At 70.8% G+C, this 13,754-nt stretch carries 15 protein-coding genes; 11 read left to right on the top strand and 4 right to left on the bottom strand.

Annotated elements, in window-relative coordinates:
- Nucleotides 1-24: 24 nt before the first annotated feature.
- The 4 genes from I004_RS0111875 to I004_RS33515 form a co-directional block, all read right to left on the bottom strand.
- Nucleotides 25-1,056, bottom strand: a complete 1,032-nt coding sequence (locus I004_RS0111875; RefSeq protein ID WP_158677031.1) for a LysR substrate-binding domain-containing protein — start codon at nucleotides 1,054-1,056, stop codon at nucleotides 25-27.
- Nucleotides 1,057-1,070: 14 nt separating this feature from the next.
- The gene (locus I004_RS0111870; protein ID WP_037975830.1) at nucleotides 1,071-1,397 is read right to left on the bottom strand and encodes a non-heme iron oxygenase ferredoxin subunit; all 327 of its coding nucleotides are present in this window, start codon (nucleotides 1,395-1,397) and stop codon (nucleotides 1,071-1,073) included.
- An 81-nt stretch (nucleotides 1,398-1,478) separates the two neighbouring features.
- Nucleotides 1,479-3,068 carry an FGGY family carbohydrate kinase gene (locus I004_RS33520; RefSeq protein WP_051344949.1) on the bottom strand — a complete coding sequence of 530 codons (1,590 nt, stop codon included), beginning with the start codon at nucleotides 3,066-3,068 and terminating at the stop codon, nucleotides 1,479-1,481.
- Nucleotides 3,069-3,307: 239 nt separating this feature from the next.
- Nucleotides 3,308-4,309, bottom strand: coding sequence for a fatty acid desaturase (locus I004_RS33515; RefSeq protein ID WP_051344948.1), 1,002 nt, complete (start codon nucleotides 4,307-4,309; stop codon nucleotides 3,308-3,310).
- Between the two features lie 192 nt (nucleotides 4,310-4,501).
- On the opposite strand from I004_RS33515, the gene hisI reads away from it, so the two are divergent.
- The 11 genes from hisI to lgt all read left to right on the top strand — a co-directional run bounded on the left by hisI (nucleotide 4,502) and on the right by lgt (nucleotide 13,729).
- Nucleotides 4,502-4,903, top strand: coding sequence for a phosphoribosyl-AMP cyclohydrolase (hisI, locus tag I004_RS0111855; RefSeq protein ID WP_028435671.1), 402 nt, complete (start codon nucleotides 4,502-4,504; stop codon nucleotides 4,901-4,903).
- 21 nt (nucleotides 4,904-4,924) lie between these two features.
- Nucleotides 4,925-6,493, top strand: a complete 1,569-nt coding sequence (locus I004_RS0111850) for an anthranilate synthase component I (protein ID WP_028435670.1) — start codon at nucleotides 4,925-4,927, stop codon at nucleotides 6,491-6,493.
- A complete protein-coding gene (locus I004_RS33510) occupies nucleotides 6,490-7,329 on the top strand; it encodes a TIGR02234 family membrane protein (RefSeq protein WP_486579941.1) in 840 nt (279 codons plus the stop codon). The genes I004_RS0111850 and I004_RS33510 overlap by 4 nt, the downstream gene beginning before the upstream one ends.
- Before the next feature lie 165 nt (nucleotides 7,330-7,494).
- On the top strand, nucleotides 7,495-7,737 hold the full coding sequence (locus I004_RS40270) for an HGxxPAAW family protein (RefSeq protein WP_028435669.1): 243 nt from the start codon (nucleotides 7,495-7,497) through the stop codon (nucleotides 7,735-7,737).
- A gap of 38 nt (nucleotides 7,738-7,775) precedes the next feature.
- Complete coding sequence (locus I004_RS40265) at nucleotides 7,776-8,171, top strand: DUF2752 domain-containing protein (protein ID WP_028435668.1); 396 nt, start codon at nucleotides 7,776-7,778, stop codon at nucleotides 8,169-8,171.
- 181 nt (nucleotides 8,172-8,352) lie between these two features.
- On the top strand, nucleotides 8,353-9,168 hold the full coding sequence (gene trpC, locus I004_RS0111830; protein WP_028435667.1) for an indole-3-glycerol phosphate synthase TrpC: 816 nt from the start codon (nucleotides 8,353-8,355) through the stop codon (nucleotides 9,166-9,168).
- Between the two features lie 163 nt (nucleotides 9,169-9,331).
- Nucleotides 9,332-9,535, top strand: a complete 204-nt coding sequence (gene trpM / locus I004_RS40260; RefSeq protein WP_078511093.1) for a tryptophan biosynthesis modulator TrpM — start codon at nucleotides 9,332-9,334, stop codon at nucleotides 9,533-9,535.
- Nucleotides 9,536-9,582: 47 nt separating this feature from the next.
- Nucleotides 9,583-10,818: a tryptophan synthase subunit beta gene (gene trpB, locus I004_RS0111825; protein WP_028435666.1), complete on the top strand. Its 1,236-nt coding sequence runs from the start codon at nucleotides 9,583-9,585 to the stop codon at nucleotides 10,816-10,818.
- Nucleotides 10,815-11,684 (top strand): tryptophan synthase subunit alpha, encoded by an 870-nt coding sequence (gene trpA / locus I004_RS0111820; protein WP_078511032.1) that lies wholly within the window; start codon nucleotides 10,815-10,817, stop codon nucleotides 11,682-11,684. Before trpB ends, trpA begins: the two co-directional genes overlap by 4 nt.
- A 112-nt stretch (nucleotides 11,685-11,796) precedes the next feature.
- Complete coding sequence (locus tag I004_RS0111815; protein ID WP_486579939.1) at nucleotides 11,797-12,540, top strand: DsbA family protein; 744 nt, start codon at nucleotides 11,797-11,799, stop codon at nucleotides 12,538-12,540.
- 202 nt (nucleotides 12,541-12,742) lie between these two features.
- Nucleotides 12,743-13,729 (top strand): prolipoprotein diacylglyceryl transferase, encoded by a 987-nt coding sequence (gene lgt, locus I004_RS0111810; protein ID WP_028435663.1) that lies wholly within the window; start codon nucleotides 12,743-12,745, stop codon nucleotides 13,727-13,729.
- Nucleotides 13,730-13,754: the final 25 nt, after the last annotated feature.

Here is a 13,754-nt window from a genome sequence, read left to right as displayed (position 1 = left end):
TTCGGGCCGCGCCCGGCGGGGCGCCTACTCGCGGGCGCGGTCGAAGAACTCCTCGGCCGTCGCCATGAAGGCCCGGGTCACCGACACAGTTCGGCGCTCGCGCAGGCACACGGCGAACGCCTCGGTGTAGATGTCGGCGTCGAGGATGCGCAGCATGCGGGTGCGGCGCTCGGGGACGTACTCGATGTCGGTGGTGATGCCCACGCCGAATCCCGCCACGACGGCCTCGCGCACCCCTTCGCGGCAGACCTCCAGGGTGACGCGCGGGACGATGCCGCGTTCCTGGAGCACTTGCTCCAGAGTGAGGCGGCAGGTCGAACCCTTCTCCCGCAACACCAGTGCCATGTCGGCGAGTTCGTGGAGCCGGACTCCGTCCCGGCCCGCCCACCGATGGTCGTCGCGGCAGAAGAGCACGACGTCCTGCCTGCTGTACGGCAGCGCGTGCAGCCGGCTGTCCAGGGTGGTCTGGCCGACGATGCCGACGTCGATCTCCTGGTCGATCAGCCTGCGGATGACCGTGGCGGAGTTGTCCAGCTGCAGCGAGAGGGCCACGCCGGGGTGGGCACGGCTGAACGTGGACAGCAGCCGCATCACGAAGTACGGCGCCACGCCGCCCACCCGGAGCCTGCCGCGCAGGGTGCTCCCCGCGGAGTTGAGCAGCTCCACCGCCTCGCCTTCAAGGGCGAAGAGCTGCTGGGTGATGGTGAACAGCGACTCGCCGAGTTCGGTGAGCCGCACGTTCCGCGGGGTGCGGCGCACGAGTTCGACACCGTAGTGGGACTCGAGCTGGCGCAGCTGGACGGTCACCGTCGGCTGGCTGACGTGCAGCAGCGAGGCCGCTGCCGTGATGCTTCCCGCGACGGCCACGGCGTGGAAGGAGCGGAGCTGGTTGAAGCTCACATACGGCAGGGCGTTCGGCTGAACGGTCGGTGCGCCGGACGCGGCCTCGGCGCCCTTCGCGTCCCCCGGAGCGGTTCCACCGGTCTTGCGGAGCGAGGTCTTCGGCCTGTCCGAACGGGCTGCGGCGGCCACGGCGTCGGACAGGGCCTCGGACATCAGCTCCGTCACCCCTATCCCGAGAGGCGGATCCAGACCCGGCCATCGTCGACCCGCGCCGGATAGACGCGCAAGGGCCTCGTCAGCGGCGGGCACATGGCCTTGCCCGTCGGTACGTGGAACACGCCCTGGTGGCGCGGGCATTCGACGGTGTCGTCCTGCACGTAACCCTCGGACAGCGACGCCTCCTGGTGGGTGCAGCAGTCGTCGGTGACGTAGTAGTCGCCGCCGAGGTTGAAGACCGCGTACGCATGCCCGCGCAGGCTGACGCGGACGACGTCGTCCTCCTCGACCTCGGAGGCGTCGGTCAGGGCGCACCAGCCCCCGTCGGGCTCGCTCATCTCATTCGCTCCTCGCAGACTCGGCTGCCGCCCCCGCCGCCTAATCACCGGCAGGGGCGGCCGGTTGTGCGTCCTTTCTTGTCAACTGCTGCCGCCCGCACCGCTGATGGCGCTGGGCTCCGGGTCGCTGTAGCGGTTCACCAGTGCGTTGTGGCGGCTCATGCTCGACTTGAGGTCGTCGTACAACTGAGCCCACAGCTCGAAGAAGTCGACGTACATGGCGTGCAGTTCGGGGTCCGGCTCGACGACGCCCCGCACCGGGGCGAGGTCCTTCATCGGTTCCCGCATGTCCTTGTACAGCCCGACGCCCGAGGCGGCGATCACGGCATCACCGAGCGGCGCCGCCTCGTCGACGTCGGGGATCAGCAGCCGGCGGTTGGTGACGTTGGCGGTGATCTGGTTCCACAGCGGGCTCTTCGTCGGGCCTCCGTTGAGCACGAGTTCGGGGAAGTCCGCGCCGCCGTCCTCCGCGATGCGCACGTTGGAGTAGAGATCGAAGGCGACGCCTTCGATCAGCGCCCTGATGACGTGGGCCCGGCCGGTGAACGGCTGGATCCCGAAGAAGACACCGCATGCCTGCCCGTCCCAGCGCGGCGAGAGGGAGTTCCCGAGGTACGGCAGGTACATCAGCCCGTCCGCGCCGGGCGTGATGCGTTCCGCCTGCGCGGTGACGAGGTCGAAGACGTTGCGGCCCATGCGTTCGGCGAGTGCGCTCTCGGGGTCGGCGAACTTGTCGCGGAACCACTTCAGGGACGCACCGGTGAAGGCCATCGGCGCGTCGAACAGCGTCATCCCGTCCAGCACGTGCGGCCACTTGAGGATGCGGTACTCATCGGGGAGTTGGTCACGCGGCACGAGGACTCCGAGGTTGGAGCCCGTGCCCATCGAGTAGTAGGCCTGCCCGGCCTCGATGGCTCCCGCGCCCAGCGCGGCCGCGCCGATGTCCGTGCCGCCCGCCACCACCGCGGTGCCCTCCTGCAGGCCCGTCTCGCGGGCGGCCTGCGCAGTGACGGTGCCGATGACCGTGTCCGAGGTGTGGATGTCCGGATAGATGCCGGGGGAGAGGCCGAGCGCCTCGGTGAGGGAGTGGTCCCAGCGGGCGCGGCGGTGCTCGTACGGGTAGAAGAGCCCCGCGTCACCGTGATTCATGGCGTATTCGCCGGTCAGCCGCATCGTGCAGTACCCGGCGGGGGAGAGGAGCTTGTGGATCGCGGCGAAGACCTCCGGTTCGTGGCGTCGCAGCCACATGGCCTTCGGCTCGATGAACCAGGACGCGACGCGGTTGCCGTTCACGGCCTTGATCCGGTTCTCGCCGACCTGTTCGCGTATCTCCTCGCACTCGCGGTGCGAGCGGCTGTCCATCCAGATCATGGCCCGCCGCAGCGGCCGCCCCTCGCGGTCGACGGGCAGGGTGACCCCGACCAGGCCCGAGATCGACACCCCCGCCACATCCGAGGCCGGCCCGGCGTACTGGTTCACGCAGCGGACTATGCAGGACGAGACCGCACGCCAGTAGTCGTCGGGATCCTGCTCGGCCCAGCCGGGGTGCGGGTGGTGCAGAGGGTGCTCCGCCGCGGCGGAGGCGACGACCTTGCCCTCCGCGGTGTCGAGGATGCACGCCTTGACGTTGGTCGTGCCGATGTCGATGCCGAGCGTGAGGTGTCCGGACAACGGATGCTCCTTTGCATCACGGAGACGGAGAGCGGGGGGAGTGGGGAAAGCGGAGAAGAGAGAGGGGAGAGGGCACTGGACGGAGGGGACCGGAGAAGACGGAGGGGAGGGGAAGCGACGCGGCGGCGAGGCCTGGCCGCCGCGCCGCGTGGAGCGCCCGCGCGGACCAACTCGGGGTCCCCACGCCCCCCCCGGTATGCCGTGGGGACCCCCTCCCGCGCCGAAAAGGCGCAGGAGATTCAGCCGGTCACCGCCACGGACGTGCTGGTCGGCACCGTCGACCCGGACCCTTGCCCGAGGCTGCCGACGATGTCGCGGTGGGCACGCACATATCCCTTGCTCACCACGTACTGCCGCCTCGTAGGTGCGCCGGGCAGCGCCTCGTGAAGCCGCGCCAGGTTGTGGAACGGGACGGAAGGAGCCAAGTGGTGCTCCGCGTGGTAGGGCATGTTCCAGTACAGGAAGCGGATCAGCGGATTGGTGAGCGTGGTCCGCGTATTGGTCAGCGGGTCCGGGCCCTCGGCCATGCCGGTGTGCTCCGCCATGCGTACGAGCCGGAGCGTGGGCTCCGCGATCACACGCGGGAGGAGCCAGAAGGCGAGCAGGCCCGTCCAGGTGCCGGTCAGGACGCACACGGCACCCACGGCCACGTACAGACCCACCATGAGCCGCGCTTCCCAGATCACGCGGGAGCGCTCCGACTCGGGGAGGAAGAACCGCTCACGGTCGTTGAAGCGCCCGGTGCAGCCCCGGTACAGCGTGCCGACCACTTTGGGCCAGAATTCCATTCCGAGAACCTCGCCCAGATATCCGGAAATACCGTCGGGCATGGGCACCTGGTCCGGGTCGCGCTCAGGGTCCTGTGTGTAGGAATGGTGTGCGGCGTGACGGTATCGGAAATAAAGTGCGGGCCGCATCATCAGCACACCGCAGAATGTCGCCACCGTGCTGTTCAGCCGGCGCGTACGGAACGCGGTCCCGTGCGTGCACTCGTGCATCGGCGCGAACAGGAACACCAGGACGATCCCCTGCGCGAACATGGCCGGGAGCATCCACCAGGTTCCCCAACTCCACGCGATGAGGCCCGTGGTGGCCCCAACAACGGCCAGATGCCCGGCCATGTGGCGCAGCGCCGGGCCGTTGCTTCTCCGCTGCAGACCCTTGAGCTCCTTGCGGGGCAGCGGTGCCTTCGCGGGCTTGGCCCAGGGATCCACTTCGCCCGGCGTCAGCATCGGAGTCATCAGCCGCGGTCCTCCCCATTCCCGTCGCCCGGCCCGTACTCACACAATGATTGAAAGGAGCTCGCGGTGTCGAATAGAAAAAACAAAGAATTGCCATAGGTTCCCTCTATGCATGCACGGCGGGAATCCTCCGGCCATACGGATCCGAACGCGCGCGCACGTCAGGGCCCGGCATGCGCGAGAATGGTGCCCATGCCCGCACGATCCTCCGAGACCTCGCTCGACCCCGAGATCGCCGCACGTCTCAAGCGCAACGCGGACGGCCTGTTCCCCGCCGTCGCCCAGCAGCACGACACGGGGGAGGTGCTGATGCTCGGATGGATGGACGACGAAGCCCTGCACCGCACCCTCACCACCGGCCGCGCCACCTACTTCAGCCGCAGCCGCCAGGAGTACTGGGTGAAGGGCGACACCTCGGGGCACGTCCAGCACGTACGGTCCGTGTCCCTGGACTGCGACGGCGACACCGTGCTGGTCCAGGTCGACCAGGTCGGAGGCGCCTGCCACACGGGCGACCGCACCTGTTTCGACGCGGGGCTGCTGCAGAAGGCGGGCGGAGCGCCCACAGACGGGCCGCACACCGATGACCGGTGACGGCCAGTAAGGTCAGCGATCATGACGACTCCGGACCTCGAGACATTCCGCACGCTCGCCAAGGACCGCCGTGTCATCCCGGTGACGCGTCGCCTGCTCGTCGACGGCGACACCCCCATCGCGCTCTACCGCAAGCTCACCGGTGAGCGGCACGGCACGTTCCTGCTGGAGTCGGCGGAGAACGGCCGCACTTGGTCCCGTTACTCCTTCATCGGCGTACGCAGCGCCGCGACCCTCACGGTGCGTGGCGGATCGGCGCACTGGCTCGGCACGCCGCCCGTCGGACTGCCCGAGAGCGGCGACCCGCTGCGGGCGCTGCGCGAGACGGTCGAGGCCCTGCACACTCCGCGCGACCTCCACGAGGACTCGGATCTGCCGCCGTTCACCGGCGGCATGGTCGGCTACCTCGGATACGACATCGTGCGGCGCCTGGAGAAGGTCGGCGACAGCGAGAGCACGGCCGACGATCTGGCCCTGCCCGAACTGACCATGCTGCTCGCCTCGGACCTGGCCGTCCTCGACCACCGCGACGGCACGGTGATGCTGATCGCCAACGCCATCAACCACAACGACCTGGACACCGGCGTCGACGAGGCGTACGAGGACGCGGTCTCCCGGCTGGAGACGATGGCCGCGGACCTGGCGCAGCCGGCACCGGCGGCCCCCGTGGTCCTGCCTCCCCCTACGCCTTCGGCGGTGGGGGGACCCCCAGGGCTCCCGGAGTTCACCGCACGGTCGGGCGGCGAGACGTACCAGGCGTGGGTCGAGGACATCAAGGAACGCATCCGCGCGGGCGAGGCCTTCCAGGTCGTCCCGTCGCAGCGGTTCGAGACCGGCTGCACCGCGAGCGCCCTCGACGTCTACCGGGTGCTGCGAGCGACCAACCCCAGCCCGTACATGTACCTGTTCCGCTTCGCGGACACCGCCGACGGCGGCAGCGGCGGCTTCGACGTGGTGGGGTCGAGCCCCGAAGCGCTCGTGAAGGTCGAGGACGGGCAGGCGATGATGCACCCCATCGCCGGCACCCGTCCCCGTGGCCACACCCCGCAGGAGGACACCGCCCTCGCGGAGGAACTGCTCGAGGACCCCAAGGAGCGCGCCGAGCACCTCATGCTCGTCGACCTCGGCCGCAACGACCTGGGGAAGGTGTGCGAGCCGGGCAGTGTCGAGGTCGTCGACTTCATGTCCATCGAGCGCTACAGCCACGTCATGCACATCGTCTCCACCGTGACCGGCCGGCTCGCCCAGGACCGCGCCGCCTTCGACGCGCTCACCGCCTGCTTCCCCGCCGGGACGCTCTCCGGCGCGCCCAAGCCCCGTGCGCTGCAGATCATCGAGGAGCTGGAGCCCACGCGCCGCGGTGTCTACGGCGGCTGCGTCGGCTATCTCGACTTCGCCGGGGACGCCGATATGGCCATCGCGATCCGCACCGCGCTGCTGCGGGACGGCACCGCATACGTGCAGGCCGGCGCGGGCGTCGTCGCGGACTCCGATCCCGTCGCCGAGGACACCGAGTGCCGGAACAAGGCGGCCGCGGTTCTCAGGGCGGTGGCCTCGGCCGAGAGGCTCGGCGGTAGCGTGGACGGGTGACTTCCGTACCGCACCCCCGCTCCTCGGACGGCGCACCGGGCCACGAAGGCCGCGCGGAGCACGCAGCACCGGCAGTGTCCGGCAGCGCCGAACCGGCCGCCGCCTCCCCTTCCCTCTCCGCCTCCCCTTCCGTTTCGGCGTCCGCCGTGGCTCACTCGGACTTCGCACGCCGCGCCCTCGCGCTGGCGCTGCTGTGCGGGGCGGCGGGTGCCGCTCTCGCGCTCCTCGCCAGTGGACAGGTGTGGGGTCACGCCACGGCGTCCTTCGCGCAGGGCGGACTGCCCGTGAAGGCCAAGGGTGGCGACGTCACCGGTCTGCCCAGCGCCCTCGCCCTCGTCGGACTCGCCGCTCTCGTCGCGGTGTTCGCGGTCAGGCGCGCCGCCCGCGCCCTCGTTGCCGCGCTGCTGACGCTCTGCGGCGCGGGCACGGGCGCCGCCGCGCTCCTCGGCGCCGGCGACAGCGGCGCCCTGGAGGAGAAGGCCGCCAGGGCGAGCGGGCTCGCCCGTGCCGGGATCGAGACGGTGCACGTCAGCGTCTGGCCGTACGTGTCGGCCCTGGGCGGCGTGCTCCTGGTGGTGGCGGGTGTGTTGGCGCTGCGGTACGGACCGGCGTGGCCCTCGATGTCGGGAAGCGCCCGCTACGAGCGGACCGGGCGCACCCCTCGCGGTACCGCTCCGGAACCGGTGGACCCGGACCGTCCCGAGGACCTGTGGAAGGCCCTCGACCGCGGCGAGGACCCCACCGGCGGCACCGCCCCCACGGCGCGGCGAGAAGCAGCGCCCCCCAAGGGAACGAGCCCGAATCGCGCCGAGGGCGCGGAGGGCGCCGGCGCCTGAGCCCTGCGCCTTCTGCGGGGGTTGGATCCTTTCCGGCACCGAGCCCCCGCAGCCTCGCGGCCCTCGGAGCCCCCCTGGCTCGTCGGCTCCGCGGGGCAGGGGGAAGAATGGGCGGCGAGCGGGGCCGGGTGGCCCAGTCGGTTGGAACTACGAGGAGAGCAACACATGGCGGGCAACAGCCACGGCCACACCCTGGCCGCCTGGACGGGCGTGACGATCAGCACCATCGGCTTCTGCATCTCCGGCATCTTCACGGTGCTGGCCGAGCCGATCGGATTCGTGGCCGGCCTTGTCGTGGTCGGCGCCGGAGGCGTCGTCGGCCTGCTGATGAAGGCCGCGGGCCTCGGGCAGCCCAAGGAGGCCGCCCGCTCCGGAGCCCCGGCGCGGCCCCAGGAGCAGTCGTCCTGAGCGGGCACGAGCCCGTACCCGCGGGACGACGGCCGGCTGTGCCGCTGTCCCGCCTCGCCGCGCCGTTCGGCACTCTCGTGGCCGTCGGCGCGGCCTTCGCGTACGTGGGGGCCGTGGACCCGGGTGAGCCCGGGCACTACCCGGTCTGTCCGCTGCTGCACTTCACCGGCATCTACTGCCCCGGCTGCGGCGGCCTGCGCAGCGCGCACGCCGTCGCGCACGGCGACTTCGCCACGGCACTCGGGATGAACGCCCTCGCGGTGGCCGGGTTCGCCGCCTTCGCGGTCTTCATGGTCTTCTGGATGGTGCAGGTGCTGCGCTCCCGGCCGGTGGCGGTGCCGCTGCGCACCTCGCACTGGTGGTCGCTGGGCGCTCTCGCGCTGGCCTTCGCCGTCGTACGGAACCTGCCGGTGGGAGCAGCGCTGGCCCCGTGAGTACGCGCCGCAGACGCGGCCCGTGCTGCGGCACTTGAGGGCCGCTTTGTCCGGAATATGGAATTCGAGCCAGGCGGATGCGAGTCCTCCGGCTCCCGCCCGATAGCATCGCACTGCCCGATCTGACCAGTACCCCGCCCGTCTCGCGGAGGCCAGTACCCGACCCGAAGGAGGCCGCTCGGTGAGTGTGCTCGACGAGATCATCGAAGGCGTGCGTGAGGACCTTGCCGAGCGGCAGGCGCGCGTCAGCCTCGACGAGCTCAAGGAGCGTGCCGCCGCGGGCCCTCCCGCCAAGGACGGTGTCGCGGCCCTGAAGGGTGAGGGCGTCAGGGTCATCTGCGAGGTCAAGCGCTCCAGCCCGTCCAAGGGCGCGCTGGCCGCGATCGCGGACCCGGCCGCACTGGCCGTCGACTACGAGACGGGCGGCGCCTCGCTCATCTCCGTCCTCACCGAGAAACGGCGCTTCGGCGGTTCGCTCGCGGACCTCGAGGCCGTACGGGCCAAGGTCGACATCCCGGTGCTGCGCAAGGACTTCATCTTCTCCTCGTACCAGCTGTGGGAGGCGCGGGCGCACGGCGCGGACGTGGTCCTGCTCATCGTCGCGGCACTGGAGCAGGAGGCCCTCGTCTCCCTCGTCGAGCGTGCCGAGTCGATCGGGCTGACCCCGCTCGTCGAGGCGCACGACGAGGATGAGGCCCAGCGTGCCCTGGACGCCGGGGCGCGGATCATCGGGATCAATGCGCGTAATCTCAAGACGCTCGAGGTCGACCGGGGCAACTTCGCCCGTATCGCCCCCGAGATCCCCGGGCACATCGTCAAGGTCGCCGAGTCCGGTGTACGCGGGCCGCACGACCTCATCGCATACGCCAACGACGGCGCCGACGCGGTGCTCGTCGGCGAATCGCTGGTGACCGGCAAGGACCCGAAGACGGCCGTGGCCGACCTCGTCGCCGCCGGAGCCCACCCCGCGCTGCGGCACGGGCACGGGAGGGGCTGACCCCCGCATGACCCCAAGCACGACCTTCCCCTCGCCCTCCGGGCTGGGGAGCCCCCAACCCTCGCCCTCCGGGCTGGGGAGACCCCAACCCTCGCCCTCCGGGCTGGGGAGACCCCAACCCTCGCCCTCCGGGCTGGGGAGACCCCAACCCTCGCCCTCCGGGCTGGGGAGCCCCCAAACTTGTGAACGGCGCCGCCAGGCGCGCGGCCCGTACGCGGCGCTGGCGCGTGGCTGCCGTCCGCGCGGATGCCGGGCGCCCGCGCGACGCGTGCACGGACGGCGGGTGCGTTACCACATCGGCTGTGAGCCGGGCCAGATCAACGGCCGCCGATGGCGTGCGGGTGCGGCGGCGCCCGCACACCGGTGACTCACCTGTACTTCCGCAGATCTGCACTTTCACGAGGAGCACGTCGAATGTCCGACTACTTTGTCCCCGACCCCGAGGGCCGGGTCCCCGATCCCGGAGGCTATTTCGGCGCCTTCGGCGGCAAGTTCATTCCCGAGGCACTCGTCGCCGCCGTCGACGAGGTGGCCGTCGAGTACGAGAAGGCGAAGGCCGATCCGGCGTTCATCGCCGAACTCGAAGGCCTGATGGTCAACTACACCGGCCGTCCCAGCCCGCTGACCGAGGTGTCGCGATTCGCCGAACAGGCGGGCGGCGCCCGGGTCTTCCTCAAGCGGGAAGACCTCAACCACACCGGCTCACACAAGATCAACAATGTGCTGGGCCAGGCCCTGCTGACCAAGCGCATGGGCAAGAGCCGCGTCATCGCCGAGACCGGCGCAGGGCAGCACGGTGTTGCCACGGCCACCGCCTGCGCACTCTTCGGTCTCGAATGCACCGTCTACATGGGCGAGATCGACACCCAGCGTCAGGCGCTGAACGTGGCGCGGATGCGGATGCTGGGCGCCGAGGTCGTGCCCGTGGCGTCCGGGAGCCGCACCCTCAAGGACGCCATCAACGAGGCGTTCCGCGACTGGGTCGCCAACGTCGACCGCACCCACTACCTCTTCGGTACGGTCGCGGGCCCCCACCCCTTCCCGCAGCTCGTGCGGGACTTCCACCGGGTCATCGGCGTGGAGGCTCGCCGTCAGATCCTGGAGCGGGCCGGGCGGCTGCCGGACGCCGTCGCCGCATGCGTCGGCGGCGGTTCCAACGCCATCGGCCTCTTCCACGCGTTCCTGAACGACGAGGACGTCAGGCTGGTCGGCCTCGAGGCTGCCGGGCACGGCGTGGAGTCCGGTGAGCACGCCGCGACGCTGTCCGTCGGCGAGCCCGGCATCCTGCATGGCTCGCGCAGCTTCGTACTGCAGGACGACGAGGGGCAGATCACCGAGCCGTACTCGATCTCGGCGGGCCTGGACTACCCGGGAATCGGCCCGGAGCACGCCTATCTGAAGCAGTCGGGGCGCGGGGACTACCGGCCCGTCACCGACGACGAGGCGATGCGTGCCCTGCGGCTGCTGTCCGAGACGGAGGGCATCATCCCGGCGATCGAGAGCGCGCACGCGCTCGCCGGCGTGCTGGACCTGGGCAGGGAACTCGGCCCCGACGGGCTGATCCTGGTGAATCTCTCCGGGCGCGGCGACAAGGACATGGACACCGCCGCCCGCTACTTCGGCCTGTACGACGAGGGGGCGGACCAGTGAGCGCTGAGGCAACCGGAGCGAAGAGCGGCAGGGGCACCGCGGCGACCGGCGGCATCGAGTTGCTGGACAGCGTCCTGGCGGGGGTGCGGGCGGAGAACCGCGCCGCCCTCGTCGGCTATCTCCCCGCCGGCTTCCCGACCGTCGACGGCGGGATCGAGGCGTGCGTCGCACTGCTGGAGAGCGGCTGCGACATCGTCGAGGTCGGGCTGCCGCACAGCGACCCCGTGCTCGACGGCCCCGTCATCCAGACCGCCGACGACATCGCCCTGCGCGGCGGCGTCCGCATCGCCGACGTCGTACGGACCGTGCGCGACGCACACGCCGCCACGGGCAAGCCGGTCCTGTGCATGACGTACTGGAATCCCGTGGACCGCTACGGCGTGGACCGCTTCGCCGCCGAACTGGCCGCGGCGGGCGGCGCCGGCTGCATCCTGCCCGATCTGCCCGTGGAGGAGTCCGAGGGCTGGCGCAAATCCGCCGAACAGCACGGGCTCGCAACGGTGTTCGTCGTCGCTCCCAGCAGCAAGGACGAGCGCCTCGCGAAGATCACGGCTGCGGGCAGCGGCTTCGTCTACGCGGCCTCTCTCATGGGTGTCACCGGCACCCGGGAGTCCGTGGGGCGTGAGGCGCAGCAGCTCGTCGAGCGCACCCGGGCAACCACGCAGCTGCCCGTCTGCGTCGGGCTCGGCGTCTCCAACGCCACACAGGCCGAGGAGGTCGCCGCCTTCGCGGACGGCGTCATCGTCGGTTCGGCCTTCGTCAAGAAGCTGCTGGCCCACCCGGACGACCTCAAGTCCGGGCTCGAGGACGTACGGGCGCTGGCGGCCGAGCTCGCCGCGGGCGTGCGGCGCCGGCCCGCACGGTAACGAGCGCCCGGGCCCCGGCCCTGCGCAGTCAGCCGCCCCGCGTCTCGCTCTTTCGGGCGAAACGCGGGGCGGTCGCGCAGGCGGTACGGGCTTCCGTTCGTTGGCTCACGGTGTGAAGAGCCAGAAGATGAACGAAGGACACGAGGGGAACCGCACCGCCACGGAGCGCATGCGGGCCGAGCAACAGCGTCGGCGGACCACCGAGAAACGGGGCAGGCAGTTCAAGGTCGCCGGCGTGGTCGTCGCAGTGCTGGCCGTCGGTGCCGGAGTGGGTGCCCTGGTCGCCCAGCAGACCTCCGGGAAGGGGTCTGCTGACGACGCCAAGCCGATCGCCGTGGGCAAGCAGGACGCACCCGCGAAGCTCACCGTCTACGAGGACTTCCGCTGCCCGGCCTGCGGGCAGTTCGAGAAGCAGTTCAGCCCCACGATCCGGGCCCTGGAGAAGAAGGGCAAGCTCCGGACGGAGTACCACCTTGTCACGATCATCGACGACAACATGGGCGGTAAGGGCTCGCACCGTGCGGCGAACGCTGCGGCCTGTGCCCGGGACGAGGGCACCTTCCGCCGCTTCCACGACGTGCTGTACCGCAACCAGCCGCCCGAGCAGAGCGACGCCTTCAGCAGCCGTCAGCGGCTCATCGAGCTCGCGGGGAAGGCCGGTGTGAAGGGTTCGGGCTTCCGCGAGTGCGTCACCGGCGGCACGCACGACGACTGGGTGAAGAAGACCGGCGACTCCTTCAAGAAGTCGGGCCATCAGTCGACGCCGACGGTGCTGCTCGACGGTGAGAACATCTACGGCAGCAGCAAGCCCCTGACTCCGGCGTCCCTGAAGAAGAAGGTCCTGGCGAAGAGCTGAGCGCCCGGCGCCCTCCGCGCGTGGCCGGACCTCTGATGTGACGAAGGTCTCGTCCGGGCGAATGCCCGGGCGGGGCCGCGTTCTGGACCGTGGGATCTGACGGTATGGCGGATCCGCGGCGTGCGCCGATCGGCCGTTATGGAGCTGTTGCACAGGGTGCATTGCCGATGGCGAGGCAGAGCAGGGTAGCGTCGGCAACGCCATGGAGATCCTTGCATTCATCCCCAGCCCCTCGGCCGGCGAGATTCATCTCGGACCGGTTCCGCTGCGCGGCTATGCGTTCTGCATCATCATCGGCGTCTTCGTCGCGGTGTGGCTCGGCGGACGCCGCTGGGTCGCGCGCGGCGGCCGCGTCGGCACGGTCGCCGACATCGCCGTGTGGGCTGTGCCGTTCGGTCTGGTCGGCGGGCGGCTCTACCACGTCATCACCGACTACCAGCTCTACTTCGGCGAGGGCCGCAACTGGGTCGACGCCTTCAAGATCTGGGACGGCGGGCTCGGCATCTGGGGCGCGGTCGCGCTCGGTGCCCTGGGCGCGTGGATCGGCTGCCGCAGGCGGGGCATCCCGCTCCCGGCGTACGCGGACGCGGTGGCCCCCGGCGTCGCGCTCGCGCAGGCCATCGGCCGCTGGGGCAACTGGTTCAACCAGGAGCTGTACGGCCGGGCCACGGATCTCCCCTGGGCCGTCGAGATCGACCCGCAGCACAGGCCCGTCGACACCCCGAGCCTGACCACCTACCACCCGACGTTCCTCTACGAGTCCCTGTGGTGCGTCGGCGTCGCGTTCCTGGTGATCTGGGCGGACCGCCGCTTCAAGCTCGGACACGGCCGTGTCCTGGGCCTGTACATCGCGTCGTACACCGTCGGCCGGTTCTGGATCGAGTACCTGCGTGTCGACGACGCGCACCACATCGCTGGTCTGCGGCTGAACGACTGGACCTCGATCCTCGTCTTCGTCGCCGCCGTGGTCGGCATCGTGATCTCCGCGCGGACGCGGCCCGGCAGGGAGGAGATCGTCGAGCCGGAGGACTCCGGCACCGGCGGCTCCTCTTCCGGCGGCAAGAGCGCCACGGTCACCGCGCCCGCCGACCCGGCGTCACCGAAGGGGCCAAGGGACGACGTGGCAGGGAGCGGCGACGGGCCGACGTCCGCCGTGTCGGCCCCCGAGAGTTCCAGCGGAGCGTCCTGACGTTCGCACCCTCGCTGGGGACTGC

It is taken from the genome of Streptomyces sp. TAA486 (assembly GCF_000426165.1).
The sequence above is the reverse complement of the archived record's forward strand: the minus strand, read 5'-3'. Positions and strand labels throughout refer to the sequence as shown.

Bases quoted from the DNA above. Each gene is read 5' to 3' on its own strand.
- trpB (WP_028435666.1), top strand. From the start codon at position 9,583: ATGTCCGACTACTTTGTCCCCGACCCCGAGGGCCGGGTCCCCGATCCC.
- I004_RS40270 (WP_028435669.1), top strand. From the start codon at position 7,495: ATGGCGGGCAACAGCCACGGCCACACCCTGGCCGCCTGGACGGGCGTG.
- lgt (WP_028435663.1), top strand. From the start codon at position 12,743: ATGGAGATCCTTGCATTCATCCCCAGCCCCTCGGCCGGCGAGATTCAT.
- I004_RS0111875 (WP_158677031.1), bottom strand. From the start codon at position 1,056: ATGTCCGAGGCCCTGTCCGACGCCGTGGCCGCCGCAGCCCGTTCGGAC.
- I004_RS0111850 (WP_028435670.1), top strand. From the start codon at position 4,925: ATGACGACTCCGGACCTCGAGACATTCCGCACGCTCGCCAAGGACCGC.
- I004_RS33515 (WP_051344948.1), bottom strand. From the start codon at position 4,309: ATGACTCCGATGCTGACGCCGGGCGAAGTGGATCCCTGGGCCAAGCCC.
- hisI (WP_028435671.1), top strand. From the start codon at position 4,502: ATGCCCGCACGATCCTCCGAGACCTCGCTCGACCCCGAGATCGCCGCA.
- I004_RS0111870 (WP_037975830.1), bottom strand. From the start codon at position 1,397: ATGAGCGAGCCCGACGGGGGCTGGTGCGCCCTGACCGACGCCTCCGAG.